Genomic DNA, 22,804 nt, shown 5'->3' on the forward strand with positions numbered 1-22,804 from the left:
CCTAGTGTATCGTCATGAAACCCAAAGTCGTTATCGGATTTCTCGGCACGCAGCTCGATTCCGGCCAGGGCGCCGGGCGGTGGGAGAAATGGCGTCCCTCGGTATCGCTGGGCATGCATGAGGACTTCCTCATCAGCCGTATCGAGCTGCTCGCGGATCAACGCCGCTATAAACAGACAGCCGATCAGGTGTGCGCCGACATCGCGCAGGTCTCGCCGGAAACAAAGGTAACGGTGCGCGATACCTACATCGCCGACCCGTGGGATTTCGAGTCGGTCTATTCGGTGCTGCATGAATTCAGCCGCAGCTATCCGTTCGATACGGAGGCCGAGGACTACTACATCCATATCACCACGGGCACGCACGTTGCGCAGATCTGTCTGTTCCTCTTGACGGAGAGCCGGCACTTTCCCGCCCATCTGCTGCAGACCTCTCCGCCACGTAAGCAAACAGCGGGCGTGAGCGGAACCTACAGTGTTATCGATCTGGATCTGTCGAAATACGACCGCATTGCCGAGCGCTTCGTTAAGGAGCAACAGGCCGATCAGGCGTATTTGAAGAGCGGCATCGCCACGCGCAACGTGGCTTTCAATCACATGATCGAGCAGATTGAAACTGTCGCAATACGTTCTGCCGCGCCGATCTTGCTTATGGGCCCGACCGGCGCGGGGAAAAGCCAGCTTGCAAAGCGCATTTTCGAGCTTAAGAAATTGCGTCACCAGCTTCCTGGGAATTTTGTCGAGGTGAACTGCGCAACCCTTCGTGGCGATGGCGCCATGAGCGCGCTGTTTGGACATGTCAAAGGCGCTTATACGGGGGCCATCAACGAACGCGCAGGTTTGCTTCGATCGGCAAACAAAGGGCTGCTATTCCTTGATGAAATCGGCGAACTCGGCGCGGACGAGCAAGCCATGCTGCTGCGCGCGTTGGAAGAGAAACGATTCCTGCCGGTTGGCAGCGATAGGGAAGTAGAAAGTGACTTCCAGCTCATTGCCGGTACGAACCGAGATCTTGGCCAGCGCGTTGATGAAGGCGGTTTTCGCGACGATCTGTACGCGCGACTCAATCTATGGACATTCCAGCTTCCAGGCCTCGCCGATCGCCCCGAAGACATCGAACCCAATCTTGATTTCGAGCTTGAACGATTCGCGCAGCACAACCAGCGTCGTGTGACGTTCAATCGGGAAGCGCGCGATCGGTACCTAGCATTCGCTGCATCCGCCAATGCGATCTGGAAGGGCAATTTCCGCGATCTCGGTGCCTCGGTAACGCGTATGGCTACGCTTTCGGCTTCCGGTCGCATACGCATCGAAACTGTCGATGAAGAGATTGGACGTCTTAAGCGACTGTGGGGACCGATGGGCGGTCAAGAAGATAATGCGCTAGCGCGATTACTCGGCGATCGATTGCACGACATAGATCGCTTCGATCACGCTCAGCTGCGTGAAGTGATCAGCACGTGCCGCAACGCCAAATCACTCTCCGAGGCCGGACGCATGCTCTTTGCGGCGTCACGCAAACGGCGCTCGACCACCAACGACGCCGACCGGCTACGCAAATACCTAGCTCGGTTCGAGTTGACCTGGGAAGAAGTTGCCGAACGCGCTTAGCCGCGCACCACCCTTAGACGATTCGCTAAGCCCACGCCGCTTCAAGGCAGGAGCGAAATACGTCGTTGAGCATAGGGACGGCTAGTGCAGCCTCGGATTTGCTCGGAGACACTCGCTCCAGCCGATCCAATTCCGCTTCGATGAATGCATGTATCGACGGGACCGGCGCGGCCAATCCCATCTCTGGCGCCCCTCGCTTCAATGTAAGCAAACTATCTATGTCCGCAAGCAGCGAAGCGTCATCGCCCAAGAGGTGTAGCAGCTTTTCGAATTCGATAGGTGCAGCGCACTGATACCGTTCCAACCAACGAAACGCTAGCAGAGGGCGCAAAACGTAGAAGTATTTTTTTAGCGGCACAAGATCGGCTTTCAGATACCCACGAAAATTCTTCTTGGCCATGCTTCGATAGTGATACATGCCACTTTCGCAGGAATATATCGTACTCAGAAGCCCACGTACAAAGTGGGCGAAGTTACCTTCCTGCCTATAGATAATTGGCGATTGAATCCACTCAACGAAGGCTGGATTGGATTTCCAAAAGAGCCTCAGGGCCTTTCGCAAATCCCAACCGTTGAGGTCGATATCATCGACGATCGGATATTCAATAACGTCCCGTTGCTCTTCCAGTCCGACTGAAAGGTACCAATCTCTTGGGTGCACATAGATAAATCGGGCGTCGTAGTCGCTGTTGGGAGATTCAAAGCCCCACGCGCGACTCCCAGACTCCACAGCAAGCAAGACCCTAACGCCATGCTCCGATTCGGCACGATTTATACGACTCTCAATTTCAGCGCGCACAGAAGGTTGAATCATGGGCCTCACACCTGAGTAGAGCAGTCGGCGTTCGCTTAGACGTTTGGTTAGAGCCTGCCATGACGCCTTAATCGAAGCCAGACCGCGGAAATCGCAAACACCAAAGAAGCGAGTTAAACGCCATGAGTATCGCCTTTCAAAGCCGATGCCAGTTATGCTCCGTCGACGCGAATCGCCACAGCATCACAGCTCCCAGAACACCGAGCCCCAAGCAAATGCCAAACATGTAGCCTGCCGGATTCGTAAGGCCTATCGCATCGGCAAGGAAGATAAACGCCACAGCTAGACATACCTGTGCCAACCAGACCGGCCAAGCTTTACGTATTGTCGCTCGTGCTGAAAGTCGCTTCACGAATTTCAGTGCAAGCCATGAAGGCTGCCACAGCGGGACAAGCACATTGCGATCAGAATCGCAGCGAACATCTGGTTCCTCCATGATTCAATTCGGGCTCCTTCGCAACCACGTATCGAAAAAGTCGAGCACACGGATTTGATAATCAGCGCCGACATATCCGTAAAGATCAACGTGCGTTGCTCCATGCACCACCCATAGCTCCTTCGGTCCTGTCGCCGCACGAAACATCGCGTAAGATTCAGGTAGGGTCGTGTCCCGATCACGGTCACCTACTATTAATAGCTTGGGCATCGCCAGATGCCCTATGTGGTCGATCGGACGCAGCTGGTCGGGATAAATGCCGAGATGCCAATGTAAGGTGGCTAGCAGAAAGGGGGCTAGCCACGGCCCCATAGTCCCAATGTGTATAGCGAGCCGATCCTCAGTGGCTTGGCGGATCGTTGGATAGACCTGTTCGAGCACAACAGCATCTGCATCCACATTCGGTTCGGCAAGAATCATGGCGGCGGCGCCCATCGACGTACCGATGATCCCTACGCGCTCGCCGGGTAGTTGTTGATGGAGATACCGCAGCGATGCCTTCACGTCATCCGCTTCGCGATAGCCGAAGGTGATCGCCTTACCAGGACTTTCGCCGGATGCCTGGAAGTCAATCAGTAGCACCGCATAACCTGCCGCATGCAGAAACCGAGCGCGATTGACCATGGCTCGCCGATCCGCGCGTACACCGTGCAACAAGAGCACTGCACCTTGACCTTTCGCACCCGCGATAAACCAACCATGGATCGGCTTACCTGACGCATCAGGAAACACCACGGCTTGAGCAGGAATGTCAGATGGTGGCGCTCCGATGGACGATTGTGTGGGACTGACTAGCGTTGAGCCAGCTATCCATGTACCCACAACTCCCAGAAGCGTCATCAGCGCTAGGAGGGACAGCCACTTCACGAGTCGGGCGTTGTCAGCCATTAGATATGTGAACCCACGATCCATGTTTCCGAGACTTACATCGATAATCCGATTCGATTTAGGACGTTCAGCTGGCTGAGTTTATGCCTGCCTCGGGTCGGAAGCGGACATTTCCTTCGTCGCGATCATCAGGCGAATCTGAGTCAGTTGCCATGAGCTTCATTGATGCCGAAATCGATACATGCCATTAAATCTGACATTCATGCCGCCGCAACGATTGTTGTCTGCAGCGATAAGATAATCGCCAACAATCCGCATCGCGATTTGACAACCGTCTGCCTCACTCGCGAACACGCCTTTTTGAAGTGTGCCGGTCATATCGAAGCCTCCCAAATGCACGTTGTCCCCACCACCCCAGATGCCGGCACCGACCACATGGAGCTGGTCTCTGTCACCAAGCCGAATGGTTATTTTTCCTGACTCATTTTGCCAAACTCCGATCCATCGATCGGGCCGCTCAGGTCCATTATTAGTGCTGCGCCAACGTGTTGCTGGGATCCAGCCAAAAACAGTATTGAGCCTTCCTTTGCCCGGCAATCTCACGCAGACTTGGGAGCCAGCCTGGCGCAGCAATACTCCATTCACTCCGCCACGCGCATCACAAGAGGAGCCTTGGCAGTTAGCGGCTTGACCATAAACCGGTCCGATAAATTTCACGGGATCCCCAGCTACGATCGATCCTGCTTGCTGCGCAGAAACAGCATTCACGAGCGTCGCGTCCCCGGTATCGTTCGGATTACAAGCCATGCCGTCACGAGCGTAAACACAACTGGAAGCGAGCAAGAACAGTAGACAAATCGCGATATGGCGCACAACACGCTCCGAGTCCGCTTTTATATCTAGCAAAGTTAACAACCGAAAGTGGCTAATCCGGGCAAGCTCTATGTCCGCCTTGAGGTGAACCATATTTAGTCATAAGCCACCACCGCTTAGAGTTATCCTGCGTATAACAGACGAGCCAGCTCTGCGCGCAAATTCTTACTTCTCCACGAGCGAGACGTAAGGTCAACTCCAAGACACTCAATTATTAAACGCTTCGAGGTCAGCTTTGGGTCGAAAGCATCCATTTCCGGGCGGGTTAAACGGTGCCGGGATTGGGCGTGGCCAATCTATGGTTTAACGCGCACGCAGTGTGCGGGAAACCATAAAGTGGCCATCGTTCGTTGCACAGCCACCGATGCAATGTCGTTGGAAGGGTGCCGAACGCCAACCACCTGGCCACCAATCCCTCTGCAACTGACCAGCTTCGCCAGCGAAACTGACCACGGCCGGCGGAACGGCTGCCATCATCATCATGGCGTTGCCTATTCCTGGCATCGAGCCTGACCACCACTAGCCGTTCGAGTACCGAGAGCGTCAAAGGCTCGATGAAGTTCACCGTGACCGTGTTTTGCTGCATCCAGTCATTTTCGCTGCGCTGGTATTGACGCGTAACGGCCTCAGCAGATCTGAATTTCAGACTCTCGGTGGGCTCGTGATAACAAACGTAGAAGGAATACGCCTGCATCCTGAGATAGTTCAGGTTGGCCATTTCGACTGCCACGCTAATGGAACCGTCTGCGTTGGGTGTCTTCCCGGTTCCTTTTAGCTGGACATGAAGTCGGGCGTTGGTGGCCATGTCGTCCCGGACTACCTCGATTTGATAATCGGTCCCGTAATCCTTGCGATCACTTCTCTGAACAAGGAAACATCCCGAGTCCGCGATGAGCTTATCGAATGCGGCTTCCGCCTTTGATTCCAGCGAATGGTTTTTATCGCGCTTAGGCAACTCCATCTCATCTCATCCGTTGTGGCAAACGCCCCTCACAGCGTCCCACAAGGGGAACATTCCTGTCCCACCATTTAACGAAGCGCGTCTGCAAAGCGACGCAGCATCGCGGCGACCACCTGTGGATCGAGTGGTGCCGCCGCTTCCCGCAGACACATTTCCGCCCTTAACACGATGCCGGAGGCGGCTTTCAGGGCGTTGCGCCCACTTGCTGTCAACTCGGTCGTTTGGACGCGGCCATGCTCCGGATGAGGCGTTCTGCTGACGAAACCGGCTCGTTCGAGAGCGACCAAAATTCCTTGCATCGTTTGCGGAGTAACGAAGGCCCGCCGCGCCAGCGCGGCATTTGAGGCACCGGGCTCAACGTCAAGGAAGGTCAGGACCGCGTATTGGGGGGTTGTTAGCCCGATCTCTTGAAGGGCGCTATCCATTCGCGTGCGCAGCGCTTGTTGCGCCAACTTCAAGGCGAAGCCGATCGTTGCGAATGGATCGCCTAACTCCGTGCGGGATGCCCCACTTGGCATATCAGTGCCCTTATATTAATATCAGCCTACTGATAATGTAACGGTAACCAACCAAGGAATCCAGACATGCCCCACCTTATCGGACCCGATTTCATTGGCATCCAGATCGAGGACCTCGATGCCGCACGAACCTTCTATGCCGAAGTTGTCGGCTTAAAACCAGCCGCCAAAAGCCCGCCTGGCGCCGTCGTATTCGATACCAAGCCGATACCGTTCGCCGTTCGCAAGCCTGTCGATGCATCCAACCGCGTTGACCGACTTGGCGAAGGCATCGCGATCTGGTTCGGCTGTGATGACGCCGACAAATTGCACGCCCATCTAGTAGAGCGCGGCATCCAGATCGTCTTCCCACCGAAAGATGGGCCGTTCGGTCGCTACTTCGCGTTTCGCGATCCGTTCGGTTACACGATCACGCCCCACAACGTCGAGGGGCCCTGACCGTGGAGACGAAAGAGGGTGAATTGGCGGAGCCAATTCATGCGCGGCTGTTCGTGACCGGCTCGACCGGTGAACTTGGTCGGCGGGTGATCAGCGAGCTGCTTCTACGAGTTTCGCCGGACCGGATCGTGGCGGGCGTCCGATCGGCCGATCACGAAGTCGCCAAGCAGTTTGTCGCGCACGGGATCGAAATCCGGCTTGCCGACTATACAAAGCCCGACACGCTCGTCGCAGCCTTTCAAGGAATCGACCGGCTGCTTCTGATTTCGTCCAGCGCGGACGAAGGACGCGTTGCCCAACATGAGAATGTCATCAACGCAGCGAAAGCCGCGAAGGTGAGCCTGATCGCCTACACCAGCCTGCTTCATGCCGACACATCGTCTATCGGCTTTGGTAAGGACCATCGCCAAACCGAAGCGATCCTTGCCGCGTCAGGCATTCCTTACGCCTTGCTTCGACATGGGTGGTATATGGAAAACCATCTGCTTCTCATCCCGTCAGCGCTCAAATACGGGGCAGTGCTCGGCTGCGCAGGGAAAGGACGTTTCTCGACCGCAGCGCGCGGCGACTTGGCCGAGGCGGCCGCCGTTCTGTTGACGAACGAACGGCAGGCCGAACGCATTTATGAATTGGCTGGGGACGAGAGCTATACCCTGGCCGACTTCGCCGCCGCGATCTCGGCGGCAGCCGGCAAAACCGTCGACTACAAGGACATGCCCGAGGCCGACTACAAGCGCACGCTCATCGACATGAAGTTGCCCGAGGACGTCGCCGAACTCGTCGCGGACGCGGATACGGGCGCATCGAAAGGTGAGTTGGAAGACAACAGCCATCAGTTGAGCGCCCTGATTGGCCACCCTACCACCGCGTGGCGTCAGGCCGTCGAGCGAGCGGTTTGCGCAGAATGACCAACATCGTGACCACTCCAAGGACCATGTCATGACGACCCTGGACCCGAAAGACGGGCATATGGTGCTCATTAACACCTTCACCGTTTCGCCGGAAATTGCCGATGCGCTACTTGCCGAACTGCGCCACGCGACCGAGAGCCGGATCAGGCATGTGCCGGGCTTCGTGTCCGCCAATTTGCACATCAGCGAGGATCGCACGCACGTATCCAATTACGCCCAGTGGCGCTCGCGCGCGGACTATGACGCGTTCCTACGCGACCCAGCGACGCGAGAGCATCTCAAAGCGGCGGCCGCCCTCGCCGTATCGTTTGATCCGATCATCTACGAGCTTCGTGAAACTGTAAGCATTGGTGACAAGCCATGACTTCCTGGATCGGAGTGGGGAGCCGCGACCATGTGAAGGCTGCGATCAAGGGCGGTTTCGCCCAGGCCGGTCACGGCAAGATGGCGCCAGTAAAACGCATGAAGCGTGGCGACGACATCCTCTATTACTCACCTCGGGAGGGATTGAACGCCGGCGAACGGGTTCAGTCGTTCACCGCGGTCGGACGGGTGCTGGATGACGAACCGCACCGGGCGAAACAGAGTGAGTGTTTCGAGCCTTTCCGTCGCAAGGTGCACTACTTCAAGGCACACGATGCACCGGTCAGGCCGTTGCTCGAAAAACTCGACTTCACGCGTGGCAGCTCGTCCTGGGGCATGGTGTTTCGTCGAAGCTTGTTCGAAATCGACGATAAGGATTTTCGCATCATCGCCCGTGCCATGGGAGTGGCGCAGCGCCGGTGACCTAAAAACACACGCCTTCGTTGAACAGCATTAGCCCGCATGAGCCTTGGTGGTTAGAGCGCGCCTAAATAGGTCGCCAGCGAGGACAACGCCACCGATATAGGCGTTACATAAGCTTGGAACCGAGGGGGACGCGATGTCAGCACTAGTGACCTGGCTGGAAACGGCCAAGACAGACATCCTGCCGACGGCAATTGTGTCGCTTCTGATATCAGCACTCGTCTCGACCACTTCGAGCTGGCCACACATGACCGCCATGCTCGTGTTTGCAGTGAGCGCCATCATTGCCTGGATTGTCGTGGCAATCGCTTTTGTGCCTGGACCATGGCACGAACGGATACGGAGCAATCCGCACCATTCGAGTCCGGTTTAAAGGCTGTCCAAAGCCGCGCGACATTCCTCGGCCTTCACGCGAGTTCGATGTAAGTGGTGTATGGCGCGTCATGAATCGCCGTGAACGGAGCAAAGCGCACGTCGCCCGCCTGCCACAAGCCGTCGCTGCGTCGCTTTACCCCCAAGAGCTGCCCGCGGCTGAGCTTCGGCCGCTCGGTCAGCGCAAAGAGCACCTGCGGCCCGCGCATTAGGGCCACCACATCGGGGTGATGCGCGTTGATCGGAATCAGACGTACCGTCATAGGTAGCGCGAGTTCGATGCGGTCGCCATCCTTCCAGGTGCGCTCGATGACGGCAAAGCCGGATGCCACATCCACCGCTACCGTCGCGCCGTTGACGCGGATATCTGGTCTGCCTTCGCCCTGCAGTGACCACCCGGGTATGCGCAGGCGCAGATGGAAGCGCGAGCTGCCGCTGGCCTTGAGGTCCAGCCGCACGCGGCCGTCGTTGGTGTAATCGCCGCTTTGCATCAGCGCCAACCGCGTACCGTCGGCGGCGATCCAGTGGCCGGTGGAGGGCGTATACAGGTTCACGTACACGCCTGCCGGATCGTGGAAATAGATCATTACGTGATAGTCCGCAGCCACCTGCGGCAGCGTGCCGGAGCAGCATGGCCACCGATCCGGAAAATAGGTGCGCGCGCCCTTGAAGTTGTAATCCGAGTAGTAGAACGCGTGGCCGTCATCCTGCAGATGCTTGGCGCCGAGCACGGTGTTGAGGAAAACCTTCTCCATGCTGTCGCCATAACGGCCATCGCGGGTGATGCGCAGCAGGTAACGCGCAAGCTTCAGATGAGCGTAGCTGCCACACGGCGTCTCGAATCCGCGATGGGTGGTGGCCAGCGTGGTATAGAGATCGTCGCTGTCCGGCTTGCGGAAATATTCCTCTGGGCCCCAGCCGCCGGAGGCGAAACTCTGCGCAACGATCATCTCGAAGCCGTTGCGCGCCGCGTCCAAATGCATGCGGCTGCCCGTGGCAATGTACGCCTGTGCCGCCGAGTTGAGCGCGTTGGCATAACTGTAGGCGTGATGGTTCGGCAGCACATTGTTGCCGGCCGCCAGAGGCGTGAAGAACGTGTCGTCGAGTAGGAACCGCTGTGCCAGTGGCAGATAGCGTTGCCCAGCCTTACGCTGCCAGGCGAGGAACAGGTTCTCACCCAGCGTGTAGCTCTCGTCCATCAGGTACCAGCCCGAGGAACTCTCCCCGATGGACTGCCGCCAGCGCTTCTGCGGATCGCCGCGATCGAGCGCGCGTGGCGGCAGATGCGGCTCGGCGACGTCGGTCGTCCGCTGCAGCAGCGGGAATGCCGATTCCATGCCGCAATACGAATGCGCGTCGATCAGTCCGCAGACGATCTTGTCGTAGTTGTAGGCCGGGTAGGGGAAGTTCGCGTAGAAGCGCCCTGAGATCGCCGGTTGGTAGGCCGCGAGGATGGTCTCGACCTTGGCCTTGGCTGCCGGATCGCCCGAGGCCGCGTAACCTCGGGCCAGCGCGGAAATCCACTGACCGAAGGCATGCCCCGGCGCAAAACCGTGTCCGCCGTAAGGATCCTTGTTAGCCGCCCTGACGGCATCCGACACCGCGTCGTACCAGCCGCCCATCTGGGGGCCCGGCGCCGCCAGTCCGGCACGCAGGCGATAGGGTTTGAGCATCGAGTCCACGTTCATACGCAGCATCACGCCCTGCGTATGCTCGTACTGCATGCGCGCCAGACCAGGCGCAAGCTGTACGTCGCCATACGAGAATTCTTCCAGCAAGTCCGTCGGCGCCGTTGCCATCGTTGCGTTCGGCACGACCTTTGCCGCAAGCAAAGGAAACGACTGACCGTATACGGCGAGCAGGGAAACCGTCTTCAGGAACTCCCGGCGCGAAAAGCCGGTGGGCGAATGTTCGTCGGCCATGTCTGAGTGGACTCCGGGACGAGGGTCAGAAGGAAACAGCGTCCAGCCACATCGAATTTGGATTAGGAGTTGAGTAGAGGGAAAATCAGTGATCGAGCTCTTCGATCGTATCGACGCGATCTGGATAAAACGCGACATGGTCCTTGATCAGTGCGACGGCATCGTAGGGGTGTTCGTACGTCCACACCGCATTCGTGGCGCGCTCACCGCCGGCCGGAATGCTGTAGTAGGCGCATTCGCCTTTGTACGGGCAGTACGTGCTGTGGTCGGTGCGCTTCAGCAACGCCATATCCACGTCTTGCCGAGGGATGTACCGGACGGGCGGATAGCTCGCTTCTTTCAACGTGAATGCGCTGTGCGTATCGGCAATAACTAGGCCAGCGACTTTCACAATGACGTGTTGTGCGTTGTGTTCGATCGCGATGGGATGATCCGGACCGGGCACTTTGATCGTCCTGGCAATGGGAGGTGTGAGTAGGGTCATAGTCGTATCTCCACAAAGGATGATGACGGTGTCGCGCCTCGTAAAAAGCGCTGGGTGAGAGATGGGCGGAGTGGGCTCGCCGTCACCCGTTCCAGCGCAACCGGAGCCACGGCTCTCCAAGCAGTCTTGCCTCAGACGAAGCACGTATAGAGCCACATGCCCACTGAGCCACCATAAATTAGAAACATCAGCAATGGTGCTAGCCACCTTCCTAACGCAGACTGTGAAGGAGCATCACAAGCGGCTTGGCTCATCTTCAGTTGCTCGGCGAGGATGTCGATTTTCTTCGCATAGAACTCTGCTATTGCGTTTATCCTCCACTCAAAGACAGCGAAAACAAATGCAACGACGATATTGAACATGGTAATTGCAGAGAATGCGTGGCTGTCCTCAATGCGCTCTACCGATAAGGTGAATAGGCCGCCCGAGATGGCTACAAATGCTCCGAGAACAGTGAAGCGAAGGCTACTGTAGTGCCGCAAATCATCGCTCGCCTGCCGATACGCTTCAAGTTCAAGGTCGTGTTCTGTAGATACCATGCGCCTCTCCCTTTGCCATAGATGCTTAACGCTGGAGTTAAGCGGCGGCGAAGCCGTCCGCATTGAACCAATAGTTAGGCGCCGGCGCTCTCATTGAGGACGGCTGCAATGAGGTGCTCGGCGGGTAAGAGATTGGACGCAAACTCGATCGGAAGCGAGTAGCGCGCAATAATCTCGGAAGCAGCGGTAAACATGACAGCTATGTGGCCTGGTTGCAGCTCGCAAACAAGAACTTTTAACGGTAGATCGATGCCGGCTCGTGGATTGGCGAGCATGATCGGCGTGCCCGCTTTGGGATTGCCGAAAACGATCAATGTGGTGGGCGGCATCGTCAAACCAACAGCCCGGGCTTCCGCTTGTTGATCAATGGTTGCGAAAACCTTGATACCTTTCTCGGAAAAAGCAGCGTGCAACCGTTGCACCGTGTCAGTGAACGGGTAAGGGCTCTTCAGCTCAACGAGGCCGCAAGATGACATGGGAGTTGTGCCTAACGCTTATGTCTTGAAGATTCCTTAGTCTAATGAGCACACCCGATAACGCTTCGGTGTAGCAGCATCTTACTCCAGCCTGGGTCGCCCACCGGCCTCACGTCCTTCGCCCGAACAGTTGCGCGAGGAAAACTCGCACCGATAAGCGTGGGCAGGCCGTGAGTGGCTCTCGGCATTTCCTACTTTAACGGAGTTTGGTCATGACGGCAGTGGGCATTGATGTGGGCAAGGCAGCGTTGGACGTGGCGATCTTTGGCGAGCCAAAGGTGCATCGGTTGGCGAACACGGCAGCGGGCATCCGCCGACTGGTTCGGTGGCTGCAGGATCGCGAGGACGTTCGTATCGTGGTGGAAGCCACCGGCGGTTATGAAGAGGCGGTGCTGCGGCGTGTGCCGCACCAACTCGCGCCGAGCCGGTGCGCTCACCACTTTTTCGCAACGCTTGCTTGGTGACCTCGTTCTCGAGCACGTGCTCGGCGAGCAACTTCTTCAGCCGCGCGTTCTCGGTCTCCAGCTCCTTCAGGCGCTTGGCATCGGGCACACTCATCCCGCCAAACTTGCTGCGCCACAGGTAGTACGAGGCCTCGCTGAAGCCGTGTCGGCGGTACAGCTCCTTCACCGGCATGCCGGCTTCCGCTTCACGCAGGAAGGCGATGATCTGTTCTTCGGTAAACCGCTTCTTCACGTCCAATCTCCTTGGGTTGAGGGATTGGACTCCAAATCGCTGTACTACTCAAAACCGGGGGGACGTCGCTCGCGGACCTACATAGACAAGTAGAGTAAGATCCTCTCTTAGATCAAGACTCTCCGACACTAGCTCTCGCTGTAAGTTCAGGCTAGGAAATGCGCCGAAGGTGATGCTTGTCTAGCTATCCGAAGATCTTTTCATGAAGATTGTGATGAGCATGACGACGAGCTCACAACGACTAACAATAAAGTCGGATAACTCACCGTACATACAGTGTTGTAAGACGACCAACTGCCATCTTCCGAAAGCTGCGTTAGGGCCAGTTTTGTGAAGTCTTGGCGCGAAGACTGTTTGAATAGGCTCACGCTGTCAGCGGGAGAGTCGAATGCCGAGGCCTTAAAAGAACTCGCCACGATGGTGCGTCATCTGGGTTTCGAATACTGCTCCTACGTTTTGCGAATCCCGGTTCTCGCTTCAGAACCGAGTGTCACGTGGGCTAGCACGTATCCCGACCATTGGTTAGAGCACTATTTCGCAAATAAGTATCTCGAGATTGATCCCGTCATTCAGCGAACATCATCGGCAGAGCTATCTCCTGTTGTCTGGACGGATGATCTTTTTGAAAGTCAGCCAGCGTTTTGGGAAGAGGCAAGGTCGCACGGGATAAGACATGGGTGGGCATTCACCACCCACGGCAAGCGCATGACAACCGGCATGCTCTCTCTGGCTCGGTCACATGAAGCGGTGACTTCATCGGAATTAGCAGAGACTGAGATGAAGTTGGTGTGGCTATCACATGTGATCCACGGATTGATTAGCTCTGCTGAAATACAAAGGCTGATACCGATATCTGATTGCGAATTGACGGCCCGCGAAAGCGAAATACTGCGATGGAGTGCCGCAGGTAAAACAGCAGATGAGATCGGTAGAATTCTTGGAATCTCCGAACGCACTGTTACGTTTCACGTCACAAGTAGCTTAACTAAACTGGACGTCACCAATAAAACGCAAGCAGTTGCGAAGGCGATGCTATTGGGGATGCTTTAATCTAACCGGTGCCAGCTAGTCGAAAAACTGTGGTGAGAGCTATCAGAGCTACAAGCATGCCCAGCAACCGACCTTTAATGATGCGGTCATTGTGCTGATTCCGAGCATGAGGTGAAAGTCGCTTCATTTCTTTTGTTGTTGCCTGAGACCGAGGATTTCTATCAGGTTTACCCGTATGGCTTATAGGTTAAGCTCGAAAACGTGACGGCGTTCGGCTCTTAGGCTATGTCTCCACGATTTCATGGAAAGATCTGGCTAGGATGGGCAAGATGCAATAATGCAAGTCTTTGCGTAGAACCGGTGAAACATTCGTAGGGAATACCCCATGAAACCTTGGATGGGGCGCGATATTTCAAGCTATGAGGTAGCTAGGATATGCACCGTATCAAAGGGGATTTCTGGTTCAACCAAGTCGCGGTAGTCGTCGCATATGCGGTGACCTACATTCTGCTGCGCCCGGTATCGGATGCACACTTTCCGGTCACAGCTGGGCTTCGCCTTAGTTGTCTTTTGCTGGTGCCTTACCGATTTTGGCCAGCTTTGGTTGTTGGCGAACTACTCCCGCTTGCGTACTTTGATTTTCTCTGCCTGGCTCAGTTCGGCCCCATGGCTGTCTTGCTCGAAACAATGCCACCTATCGCTCTCGCAATGCCGATTGTTTGGTGGTGTAAAAGTCGCCTCGCATTGTTTCCAAATAAACGACTTATCAACGTCAAGACGTTGCTCATCTGCGGATTGCTGGTATCGCTGGTTTGGGCACTCGTCAATTTCGGTACGATGGCAACGGTCCGTCTGCCCGCTGGAACTCCGCCCCTGCGACTAAAGTCACTGATGGTTGTTGGCCTCTTCGTCGGAAAGTACATTTCGATACTCGCCGTTGTGCCATGGGTACTGATAGCGAAAATGGACTATAGCGCTGGCCTGCTTCGCTCAAGACTTCAACGCTTTGCCAAGAGTCGCTTATTGATAGAGACAGTTGGCCTCATTCTTCCCGCACTTATTGCTCTTTCCTGGCTGAGCCTGCATGGCAACGAGGATGCCAAGCAACTTACACGGATGGTAATGTTCTTGCCTGTCTTATGGCTGACTATCAGGTACGGTTGGCGGGCAGCAGTGCTAGGTGGAACGCTCGCAATCATTTGCATTTGCATCGCGATTGCATCTCGCCCAGAACCCGATCTCCTGCAAGCACAAGCCTTCATTGCTTTTGCAGTGACTACTCTCTTTGCCATAGGTGCACGGATCACAGCCCAGAACCTGCAAGAAATGCGGAGGTGCCTCGATGCAAAAGGCGCCATGGAGCTTGCTCGGAAGGGCTTGTACCAGGGTGAGCTTCGCTTGCGTCAAACGGCAACAGCACTGGAGCAAGTCAGGAGTACGTTACAACTATCGCACGGCCGTTTACTCGATCGTTTCAAGCATCTGCTGCAAGCTTCCGAGAGTCAGAATTTCTACAGGCAAGCCGCTGCAACAAGCAGCCAGGTTTACCGACTTGCAGATAGCATGCATCCTGTTGCTTGGCGCGATAGAGGCTTAGCTTCAGCCCTTCAGGAGACGATTGCACGTACCCTTGATGAAGCGGGGATGGCTTACTTTTGCCAGATCAAGGGGCGTGGCTTGAACCAGCTCGATCCCTGCATTCAAGCAGCTATCTATCGTTTGGCTTGCGAAACGGTGGTCTACATCTGCGGGGAAGAGACCTGTCTCACCATCACCCTATCTTTGCGTGGAGGGGAAACAAACGGCGAACGTTGGGCGGTTCTTCGTTTAGAAGGTGAAGTTCAGGAGCTTCAGATGATGGATCCTTCATACAGAAAACTAGAGCGCGAATATCTGGCTGCTCGATTTGGAGCAAATGGACTGGGCTTGGCATCCATGCGTGACCACGCCAACCTCTATGAAGGCGAACTCCACGTCAAATCGACCCACGAGAAGCTTCGAATTACTTTCTTACTACAGGATGTGAGAAAAAGAGAGCGAGAGCAGTCAACCGCTCCCGCTCAAACTCAGCTATGGGTGAATTAAAGCGTCAATTTCATTGTGAAATCACACTACCACCGATGCAGTTGTAGGGGTCTGTGCAACCAGTCAACGAAGCATTTACAAGCAACGTTCCGTTGGATTGTGGTGTCGCAGTCACCTGTACTACGTTGTCGGAGTAGACCCTCTCTCTCAATGATGCATTGACTGTTGTTGCCTGTGCAGCGGATTGTTGAGACGTTCCGGCGCTCTGAGCATCAGTGCCAATGGGAAGCACAAAAATGACTTGGTTGGCTGTTGCAAAGGCAGCTCGCACCTTTCCGTTAGAGTCATTGACTTGGATGTATCGAATCCCATCTCTAGCAAAGAGATACACGTGGTAGTGCGGACTAGCACTCACATCATTGGTATTCGGCCAGGATTGACCTAGCCCCGTTGAAGGTAGCTTGGCTGCTAACCCAGGCGTCGATAGAACCAAGCCAAATAGTCCAACCAAAACGATCTTACGTGATATGCAGAACATAAAGCCCCCGTCCATTCATAGCGGCACACATATGCCGATAGAAAGGTAGCACCAACGCTTATCGGCAATGTTCTGGAAAGCATTGAGCACGGTCTGCTGGTATTGCGCCAACGCCGCGTTGTAATCCGCAATCGCGGCCCTGCGCTGAGCCATCAGGGCGCTACCGTGGAAAATCGGCTGAGTAAGCGAAACGCCCGCGCTCCAGATCGAGCCCGCAGCCGTGAACGGGTTACCTGGTTTGAATGCTTCAGAACCCAGCGACGCGGACAGCGAAATATGCGGAAGCAGATTGGCCGTAGCAACGCCTACCTGTGCAGAGGTCGCATGCACCGATGCTTTCCGGGAGCACGGATAGGCCAGGTTATGGAGTTCAAACAATCCGTCCTGTCGGCAACAATAGGAGTCGAATCGACCAGCACGCCATCGTCCACCGATTCAGCCGCGTAAGGGCGGGAACCGCTGATCCAGCACCTGCAGTGCTCGCTAGCTAGCGCTCCTCTCCTTGCTAAACCAAAGATAGAGAATTGCTACGGCTCAGGGGCGCTCGGTGCATCGGCGAACAACCGGAATTCACTGGCGGGAACCATTTGCAGCGATGGCGACAGGACGGCTAGAGGATCCGTCATAGTTGCCTGTGTCGGGGTCGGCTGTATGACACCACATAACAACACCATCGAATGACCCTCCAAGGTAAGCGGCGTGCTCCCTAGCTAGCGCTTCGCTCTTGAAGCATTGCGTGATCGCCTTGCACCCACCACGAAAACCCTGCACAACATAGATTGTGTGTGGCATCTCCCTTCTCCTGACTCCTCGCAACCATTCAGAGCCAATGTGTCATCAGAAGACATGCCGAAGAACTGACAGAACCTACAGGTTCGCTCGAAGGTGCATCTCTCTATCGTTGCCAATAGGTCGCCCAAGTTCACCGAGCATCTGCAACATGGTCGAGTTGGCATGCCAGGTTGCTCGAACAACGGTTGACTTCTGTGGGTTATTCAATGGATACACCTCGGCGCCCAATCCCCCTCGGGCGCCATTTTTTTGGCTTGCGTAAGGTCCCTGGTACACGCTGACACGTAAGCGAAGACCGATGCGATGTCAGAGGACGATGGCTATCGTGCTCTGGCATGCTAGGGGGCATGCGCTGGCCGGTGCCTACCTGCAATAGGGGGAACTCATGTACCGGCAACTCATCCTTGCGGCCGTGCTTGGTCTGGCGTGCACATCCGCTACCCCTGCCTACTAGCTTGCGCCGTCCCAGCCCTTACAACAGACGCAGCAGACACCACCCCCGCACGATGATCACCTCATCGAGTCAGGGAGCTACGTCAACAAGGCTGGAAATACGGTGCATCGGCCTGCGCATATTGAATCGTGACGCGCACCCACGGGCGCGACAGCGCAATGCCACGACGCCGGCTACAACTTCAGCCAAAGCCATCGAGGACCCCAGCAAGATAGGCGTTAATCGCTAGGCGCGTCGGCGCATGCGCCGTGAAGCGGTCGAGTTGCAGGTGATGCTTGTACCCGCGCGTGTTCCCGCGAAGCACTGCCCGAACCAGCAACCCCTCCCGCCATAGTGCGACGAGGCCTTGAGCGTCTAGGTAACCAACTTCTTTTGGGAGCTTTTCGCCGCTTGGTCGGTGGTGAGCGAATACGGTGAGAAGGACTTCGTGCTGGAACGGATCCGCCGCTTATAGCGGCGCTCGCTTAAGTTAATGATGTCGCCATCCCACGACAGCGCTGTAAGGGCTTTGACATCAACCCATGTCAAAGTCGGAAAGGTACTGCGCATGAAGTTTGAGCTGGCGCGGGCAAGAGGTAGGTAGCGATTTGATTTGGCCAAATCATCCTCTACCACCTACCCGTTTTTTTGTTGCGCCAAAGCACAGCCTGGTATGCGTGGGAGTGTCCATGCCAGAGCGGACAAGTAGCGCCGATTGAACGATGAGCTAGTGCGATACCGTGAGCCGGGAACATGGGGAAAATTGCGGCGCACCGATCATTTCGACCGGTCACAGAGGCTTGCCGGCAAGCGCTGACAAGCCCACTACAGATCGCCAACGACTGCAGCCACACTTGTGAAGAGGAGTTTAACCGTGAGGATGAAACATACCGCGGCGCTGACCCTGCTGCTGGCAACAGCGGCCTGCCCGGCCGGAACGGCCTTGGCACAAACCAGCCCCAACCTGCTGGTCGATGGTGGTGGCGAGTCTGGTGCCTGCACTGCGGATTTTAAAGCAGTGACCACCGTGCCGGGCTGGACTGTGCTGTACGGCAGCCCTAGCGTGGTGTGTTATTCGAGCGCGAAGTTCTCTACTCCCAGTTCCCCAGCGCCCGGCAACGGTTTCATCGCCACCGGCCCTTACGGCAACGCGGCCATCAGCCAGACAGTGAATGTGTCCTCGGATGGCGCCGCTATCGACGGCGGCGGTGTGAGCTACACCTTGTCCGGCTGGCTCGGCGGTTGGGGCAGCTATAGCGCGTACACTCAGGTAAGCGCCACTTTTCTCAGTGCCAGTGGTCAACCGCTGGGTGCGTCGGTGCAGATGCCGACCGTGTCGGCCTCGCAGCGCAATGACGATAATGCGTTCCTGGCACGCTCGACCGCCGGAAAGATTCCTGCCGGCACCCGCTCCATCGAGGTGCTGGTGCAGTTCCTCGGCACGCCCGTCGATTCCTACAACGTCAGCTACGCCGACAATTTGTCGTTGACGCTCTCGACCTCACTATCGGCGCCGCCACTAGACACCCCAGTCTCCACGGTGCCGGCCTATGACCACGTGTTCGTGGTGCAGATGGAGAACACCAATTTCTCGCAGGTCATTGGCGACACCAGCGATGCGCCGTTCATCAATGGGCTGGCCAACCGCGGCACGCTGCTGACTAATTACAGCGGCACCTATCACCCGAGTGACGAGAACTACTTAGCCATCGCCGGCGGTAGCGATTTCGTTGAAGGGGCGGTCTATTGGCCGAATATCAAGATCACCTCTCCCCATCTCGGCGACAGCCTGGAGGCTATCGGCAAGACCTGGAAAGCCTACGAGCAAGGCATGGGTACGCCTTGCAATCTCACCACTCAGTACGATAGCTACTACGAACCTGACGACGCGCCGTTCATTAACTTTACCGATATCAGTACCAATACGGCGCGTTGCCAGGCGCACCTGTTCGATACCACGCAGCTCACCACCGATCTACAGTCCGCCGCCACGACGCCCAACTTCGCTTGGCTGGCTGCCGATGACTACAACGACGGCGAAGCATCCGGTGACGGCTCGTCGACCAGTCTGCAGGTGCAGGATGCTTGGCTGAAGCAGACCTTGCAGCCGATCTTAAGCTCGCCGGCGTGGCTCGGTCAGCGCTCCCTGCTGGTCCTGACCTGGGATGAATCCGACGATCCTCTGGCTCTACCCGAGGAGGGCAACCATATCGCGACGATCCTGGTGGATTCGCTGGGCTTGGTCCGGCCTGGCTACGGTAGCGGCGTCAGCTACAATCACTTCAACACCGGCGTCACCATCGAGCGTGCGCTAGGCCTGCCCGCGCTCACTGCCAACGATGGCTATGCTGCCCCGATCAACGACGCCTTCGCTGCGCCTACGCCGCCGGTAGCCTCGCCTATCTTCACCAGCAGCACTGCCGAGCTGGCCGAGGGCGGCAACATCGTATTCAACTATGCCACGCCCGCCGCACAGTTCAGCACCAGCAACTGGGTGGGCATCTACAGTGCCGGCGCCACGCCCGGCACGAACTCCTCTGACGTCTGGCAGTACGTGCCGACCGCCAACGGCAATGTTGCCCTGAGCACCGCAGGCTTGTCGCCGGGTAACTACACCGCCTACTACTTTTCCAACGGTGGCTACACCAGTCTGGCCAGTCCAATCAATTTCACCGTGACGCCCTGAGCGGTCGGTCGCATCGCTGCCTGCCCCCGCCGCCGCGAGGGGCAGAGCTTTGGCAGCTCGGCGGGAGTCCTTCTCGATGCAGATACAGGTTCCGTCGCGTCGGCGTTTGCTGGCATTTACCTCCGCGCTCGCGGCACTGATGTTCCTGAGCTTGAGCGGCTGCCGGCACGCTCCGGCACAGGTCAGCTCCACAACCGCAGCGCCGCAGGTTTTGAGCCCCATGGCGCGGTTGGGGAAAAAGCTGTTTTTCGATCCTTCGCTATCCGCTTCCGGCACTCAATCCTGCGCCAGTTGTCATAGCCCTGCCCGCGCCTTTGGTCCACCGAACGATCAAGCCGTGCAATTGGGCGGGCCAGGTCTGAACCTGCAAGGCCTACGCACCGTCCCCAGTCTGCGTTATGCCAGCGACACCCCGGGATTTTCGATCGGTCCCGACGCTGCGGATGATGCAACAGCAGACGCCAGGCATGGGCGCATGGGCGCCCGCGCGGGACTGCTGGCTGCACCGGAGCCGCGCACCGCGAAGGTGGCAAACGCCAGCTCAGAGGCGCTCGTCCCGCAGGGCGGCCTATTCTGGGACGGGCGCGCGGCAAACCTGGCGCTGCAAGCGCTGGGCCCCTTGTTGAATCCGGTGGAAATGGCCAATACCTCCCCCGATGCCGTGGCGGAAAAGCTGCGCAAGAGCGGCTATGTGGATGATTTCAAACGAGCCGGCGGACCGCTCGTCTTCGAGGACAAGCGTCGGCTGCTGGCATTTGCGCTGCGCGCCATCGGCCAGTACCAAGTCGAAGACTCTGCCTTCCATCCCTACGACAGCAAATACGACCGGTATTTACGCGGGAACGCCAGCCTGAACGCGCCAGAACGGCGCGGCCTGGCCTTGTACGACGATCCTAAAAAGGGCAATTGCGCCGCCTGCCACCCGGATCGAAACCGTGCCGACGGCCGGCCACCCGCCTTCACGGACTATCAGTTCGAAGCCCTGGGCGTACCCCGCAACAAGACTATCGGCGCCGACGCCGATCCTGCATTTTTCGACCTTGGCCTGTGCGGCCCCTTGCGCATGGACCGTTATGCGCGGCAGGCGCAGAACTGCGGGTTATTCAAGACACCGTCGCTGCGCAACGTGGCGGCCCGGTCCGTGTTCTTCCACAACGGCGCCTTGCGCACACTCAAAGAGGTGCTGCAGTTTTACGCAGAGCGCGATACCGATCCCGGCAGGTTCTTTCCACGAACAGCGGATGGGCACATCGTCAAATTCGACGATCTTCCGGCGAAGTATCTGGCCAACGTCGATACCGTGGATGCCCCGCTTAATCGCAAGGCCGGCGACAAGCCGGCATTAGACGATGCTGAAATCAGAGACATCCTCGCATTTCTAAGGACATTGAACGATAAGGATGTCCCCATACGAGACGAAGCCGTACGTTGAATCGCCGGTTGCAATGGCAGGCTTCAGCTGGATGTCGTGTGACGGTGTCGTCGGTCCTCTGCCGTGCGGTGCATCTCAACGCGCAGGGCCACCGGAAAAGCCGAGGGCGGTTATTTGAAGTAGTGCTGTGTGAAATCGAGGCCACGTCATGAACGTTCTTCCCGAGTCCCATATCCCTAGGCAAGCGTTTTAGTACCTGCCTACCGTCAAGTGCGGGAGGCGATTCAGTCTTCATATTTGCCGGACATGGTTGTCAGTTCTTGACATGTAACGAACGTTTCATGTAACGTTCGTTACATGCAAAATAGAAAAGACGAACTGATCGAATCGCTGATCGCCTATCTGCTTGAAAACGGCTTGGCCGATCTGTCGCTGCGCCCGCTCGCAGCGGGAACCGGAACCAGCGCCCGCCTGCTGATTTACCACTTCGGGTCCAAGGAAGACTTGCTCACCGAGGTACTGGAGGCAATGCAGGCGCATGTGCGGCGATCCTTCGCCCAGTTGCTGGAAAAACCATCGACGGCCAGGAGTTCCAAGCCACCACTCAAGCTGCTCTGGAACTGGGCCATCGCTGACGAAAACTATCTGTATCTGAAGCTGTTGTACGAACTGCAGATCCTCGCCATCCAAAATCCGGATACCTATGCGCAGTACCTCGGGCGCAATACCGATAACTGGCTTGATCTTGCGCTGACTGCACTGTCTCCCTCATTACGCACCCCTGCCATGGCGACGCTATGCGCAGCCGTGTTCGATGGCCTGTTTATCGAACTCATGAGCAGCGGCGATCGCAAACGCACCACGCAGGCTCTCGATTGCTTCATCCAGATGGCCACCGAAACGCTTGCAAGTCTGTCGAAAGCATGAAGGCGTCCGCAGAGCATCCCTCACATCCATGCAGGCTGATCCATGAACACGTTGGCCACTGAACCCGAACCCGCCCGCAGGCGTAAGTGGCTGGTGACACTTGTCGGGCTCGCGCTGGCGCTTGGTGTTGCTTGCCTTCCCATCGGCGACTGGGATCATGAATTTGCGGGCATTGGTCATCTGATCGGCAATGAAGCCATTTGGTGGATCTATGTCGCCGCCATCCTGTTGTATGTCCGCAAGATAGAATGCCGGCTGCTGTCGTCAATCGGGTTTCGAACACCGGGCATCAGGAATATCGCCCTGGGCGTGTGCGCTGGCCTGCTAATCACAGCTGTTCTTGGGGCGATGTACTTCGTTGTATTGCCCGCGCTTCA

21 protein-coding genes and 2 pseudogenes are annotated in these 22,804 nt (G+C 56.9%); 11 read left to right on the forward strand and 12 right to left on the reverse strand.

The features are described 5' to 3' along the window. Positions 1 to 14: 14 nt before the first annotated feature. Positions 15 to 1,610: an RNA repair transcriptional activator RtcR gene (rtcR, locus tag GSQ75_RS07335; protein ID WP_158753795.1), complete on the forward strand. Its 1,596-nt coding sequence runs from the start codon at positions 15 to 17 to the stop codon at positions 1,608 to 1,610. Positions 1,611 to 1,635: 25 nt separating this feature from the next. On the opposite strand, the gene GSQ75_RS07340 is transcribed toward rtcR, so the two are convergent. From GSQ75_RS07340 to GSQ75_RS07360, 5 genes are all read right to left on the reverse strand, one after another. Next, a complete protein-coding gene (locus tag GSQ75_RS07340; protein WP_158753796.1) occupies positions 1,636 to 2,424 on the reverse strand; it encodes a nucleotidyltransferase domain-containing protein in 789 nt (262 codons plus the stop codon). A gap of 439 nt (positions 2,425 to 2,863) precedes the next feature. Then, positions 2,864 to 3,748, reverse strand: a complete 885-nt coding sequence (locus tag GSQ75_RS07345) for an alpha/beta fold hydrolase (protein WP_158753797.1) — start codon at positions 3,746 to 3,748, stop codon at positions 2,864 to 2,866. A gap of 159 nt (positions 3,749 to 3,907) precedes the next feature. Continuing rightward, a complete protein-coding gene (locus GSQ75_RS07350; protein WP_158753798.1) occupies positions 3,908 to 4,654 on the reverse strand; it encodes a hypothetical protein in 747 nt (248 codons plus the stop codon). 172 nt (positions 4,655 to 4,826) lie between these two features. Beyond that, a complete protein-coding gene (locus GSQ75_RS07355; protein WP_158753799.1) occupies positions 4,827 to 5,522 on the reverse strand; it encodes a DUF4365 domain-containing protein in 696 nt (231 codons plus the stop codon). A 68-nt stretch (positions 5,523 to 5,590) separates the two neighbouring features. Continuing rightward, on the reverse strand, positions 5,591 to 5,980 hold the full coding sequence (locus GSQ75_RS07360) for a MarR family transcriptional regulator (RefSeq protein ID WP_254058462.1): 390 nt from the start codon (positions 5,978 to 5,980) through the stop codon (positions 5,591 to 5,593). Positions 5,981 to 6,106: 126 nt separating this feature from the next. Here GSQ75_RS07360 and GSQ75_RS07365 point away from each other — a divergent pair, with 126 nt between their 5' ends. Genes GSQ75_RS07365 through GSQ75_RS07380 form a run of 4 tightly spaced genes read left to right on the forward strand, consistent with a single transcriptional unit; the run spans position 6,107 to position 8,175 of the window. After that, on the forward strand, positions 6,107 to 6,478 hold the full coding sequence (locus tag GSQ75_RS07365) for a VOC family protein (protein WP_158753801.1): 372 nt from the start codon (positions 6,107 to 6,109) through the stop codon (positions 6,476 to 6,478). A gap of 2 nt (positions 6,479 to 6,480) precedes the next feature. Then, positions 6,481 to 7,386, forward strand: coding sequence for an SDR family oxidoreductase (locus tag GSQ75_RS07370; RefSeq protein ID WP_254058463.1), 906 nt, complete (start codon positions 6,481 to 6,483; stop codon positions 7,384 to 7,386). A 31-nt stretch (positions 7,387 to 7,417) separates the two neighbouring features. Then, positions 7,418 to 7,753, forward strand: a complete 336-nt coding sequence (locus tag GSQ75_RS07375) for an antibiotic biosynthesis monooxygenase family protein (protein WP_158753802.1) — start codon at positions 7,418 to 7,420, stop codon at positions 7,751 to 7,753. Next, positions 7,750 to 8,175: an EVE domain-containing protein gene (locus GSQ75_RS07380; RefSeq protein WP_158753803.1), complete on the forward strand. Its 426-nt coding sequence runs from the start codon at positions 7,750 to 7,752 to the stop codon at positions 8,173 to 8,175. The genes GSQ75_RS07375 and GSQ75_RS07380 overlap by 4 nt, the downstream gene beginning before the upstream one ends. A 407-nt stretch (positions 8,176 to 8,582) precedes the next feature. Here GSQ75_RS07380 and GSQ75_RS07385 read toward each other — a convergent pair whose 3' ends face one another. From GSQ75_RS07385 to GSQ75_RS07410, 5 genes and pseudogenes are all read right to left on the reverse strand, one after another. Then, complete coding sequence (locus GSQ75_RS07385) at positions 8,583 to 10,469, reverse strand: beta-L-arabinofuranosidase domain-containing protein (protein ID WP_158753804.1); 1,887 nt, start codon at positions 10,467 to 10,469, stop codon at positions 8,583 to 8,585. Between the two features lie 85 nt (positions 10,470 to 10,554). Further along, entirely contained in the window at positions 10,555 to 10,953 is a 399-nt protein-coding gene (locus tag GSQ75_RS07390) for a DUF427 domain-containing protein (RefSeq protein ID WP_158753805.1), read from the reverse strand. Positions 10,954 to 11,084: 131 nt separating this feature from the next. Then, positions 11,085 to 11,492, reverse strand: a complete 408-nt coding sequence (locus GSQ75_RS07395) for a hypothetical protein (RefSeq protein WP_158753806.1) — start codon at positions 11,490 to 11,492, stop codon at positions 11,085 to 11,087. Between the two features lie 74 nt (positions 11,493 to 11,566). Beyond that, on the reverse strand, positions 11,567 to 11,905 hold the full coding sequence (locus GSQ75_RS07400; RefSeq protein ID WP_216840628.1) for a DUF302 domain-containing protein: 339 nt from the start codon (positions 11,903 to 11,905) through the stop codon (positions 11,567 to 11,569). 467 nt (positions 11,906 to 12,372) lie between these two features. Next, positions 12,373 to 12,604 (reverse strand): annotated as a pseudogene (locus GSQ75_RS07410) (transposase); the annotation flags it as partial. 414 nt (positions 12,605 to 13,018) lie between these two features. Here GSQ75_RS07410 and GSQ75_RS07415 point away from each other — a divergent pair. Together GSQ75_RS07415 and GSQ75_RS07420 are read left to right on the forward strand one after the other, a co-directional pair. Beyond that, on the forward strand, positions 13,019 to 13,714 hold the full coding sequence (locus GSQ75_RS07415) for an autoinducer binding domain-containing protein (RefSeq protein ID WP_158753808.1): 696 nt from the start codon (positions 13,019 to 13,021) through the stop codon (positions 13,712 to 13,714). A gap of 375 nt (positions 13,715 to 14,089) precedes the next feature. Further along, complete coding sequence (locus GSQ75_RS07420) at positions 14,090 to 15,739, forward strand: MASE1 domain-containing protein (protein WP_158753809.1); 1,650 nt, start codon at positions 14,090 to 14,092, stop codon at positions 15,737 to 15,739. A gap of 493 nt (positions 15,740 to 16,232) precedes the next feature. On the opposite strand, the gene GSQ75_RS07425 is transcribed toward GSQ75_RS07420, so the two are convergent. Then, positions 16,233 to 16,547, reverse strand: a complete 315-nt coding sequence (locus GSQ75_RS07425) for a TolC family protein (protein WP_158753810.1) — start codon at positions 16,545 to 16,547, stop codon at positions 16,233 to 16,235. A gap of 1,097 nt (positions 16,548 to 17,644) precedes the next feature. Beyond that, positions 17,645 to 17,818: pseudogene (locus GSQ75_RS19175) on the reverse strand (pyrimidine dimer DNA glycosylase/endonuclease V); the annotation flags it as partial. Positions 17,819 to 18,322: 504 nt separating this feature from the next. Between GSQ75_RS19175 and GSQ75_RS07440 the strand changes: the two are divergent. The 4 genes from GSQ75_RS07440 to GSQ75_RS07455 form a co-directional block, all read left to right on the forward strand. Continuing rightward, positions 18,323 to 20,128, forward strand: coding sequence for an alkaline phosphatase family protein (locus GSQ75_RS07440; RefSeq protein WP_158753811.1), 1,806 nt, complete (start codon positions 18,323 to 18,325; stop codon positions 20,126 to 20,128). Positions 20,129 to 20,204: 76 nt separating this feature from the next. Further along, positions 20,205 to 21,560, forward strand: coding sequence for a cytochrome c peroxidase (locus tag GSQ75_RS07445; protein WP_158753812.1), 1,356 nt, complete (start codon positions 20,205 to 20,207; stop codon positions 21,558 to 21,560). A 297-nt stretch (positions 21,561 to 21,857) separates the two neighbouring features. Then, the gene (locus GSQ75_RS07450; protein WP_158753813.1) at positions 21,858 to 22,427 is read left to right on the forward strand and encodes a TetR/AcrR family transcriptional regulator; all 570 of its coding nucleotides are present in this window, start codon (positions 21,858 to 21,860) and stop codon (positions 22,425 to 22,427) included. Positions 22,428 to 22,469: 42 nt separating this feature from the next. Next, the coding region (locus GSQ75_RS07455; RefSeq protein WP_216840629.1) for a hypothetical protein at positions 22,470 to 22,804 on the forward strand (335 nt) is incomplete at its 3' end.

The organism is Dyella sp. S184, from assembly GCF_009766065.1.
Classification (GTDB): Bacteria; Pseudomonadota; Gammaproteobacteria; order Xanthomonadales; family Rhodanobacteraceae; genus Rhodanobacter.

Coding starts and splice junctions, on each gene's coding strand:
- rtcR (WP_158753795.1), top strand. CDS start 15: ATGAAACCCAAAGTCGTTATCGGATTTCTCGGCACGCAGCTCGATTCC.
- GSQ75_RS07340 (WP_158753796.1), bottom strand. CDS start 2,424: ATGATTCAACCTTCTGTGCGCGCTGAAATTGAGAGTCGTATAAATCGT.
- GSQ75_RS07345 (WP_158753797.1), bottom strand. CDS start 3,748: ATGGCTGACAACGCCCGACTCGTGAAGTGGCTGTCCCTCCTAGCGCTG.
- GSQ75_RS07350 (WP_158753798.1), bottom strand. CDS start 4,654: ATGGTTCACCTCAAGGCGGACATAGAGCTTGCCCGGATTAGCCACTTT.
- GSQ75_RS07355 (WP_158753799.1), bottom strand. CDS start 5,522: ATGGAGTTGCCTAAGCGCGATAAAAACCATTCGCTGGAATCAAAGGCG.
- GSQ75_RS07365 (WP_158753801.1), top strand. CDS start 6,107: ATGCCCCACCTTATCGGACCCGATTTCATTGGCATCCAGATCGAGGAC.
- GSQ75_RS07375 (WP_158753802.1), top strand. CDS start 7,418: ATGACGACCCTGGACCCGAAAGACGGGCATATGGTGCTCATTAACACC.
- GSQ75_RS07380 (WP_158753803.1), top strand. CDS start 7,750: ATGACTTCCTGGATCGGAGTGGGGAGCCGCGACCATGTGAAGGCTGCG.
- GSQ75_RS07385 (WP_158753804.1), bottom strand. CDS start 10,469: ATGGCCGACGAACATTCGCCCACCGGCTTTTCGCGCCGGGAGTTCCTG.
- GSQ75_RS07390 (WP_158753805.1), bottom strand. CDS start 10,953: ATGACCCTACTCACACCTCCCATTGCCAGGACGATCAAAGTGCCCGGT.
- GSQ75_RS07395 (WP_158753806.1), bottom strand. CDS start 11,492: ATGGTATCTACAGAACACGACCTTGAACTTGAAGCGTATCGGCAGGCG.
- GSQ75_RS07420 (WP_158753809.1), top strand. CDS start 14,090: ATGCACCGTATCAAAGGGGATTTCTGGTTCAACCAAGTCGCGGTAGTC.
- GSQ75_RS07440 (WP_158753811.1), top strand. CDS start 18,323: ATGAAACATACCGCGGCGCTGACCCTGCTGCTGGCAACAGCGGCCTGC.
- GSQ75_RS07445 (WP_158753812.1), top strand. CDS start 20,205: ATGCAGATACAGGTTCCGTCGCGTCGGCGTTTGCTGGCATTTACCTCC.
- GSQ75_RS07450 (WP_158753813.1), top strand. CDS start 21,858: ATGCAAAATAGAAAAGACGAACTGATCGAATCGCTGATCGCCTATCTG.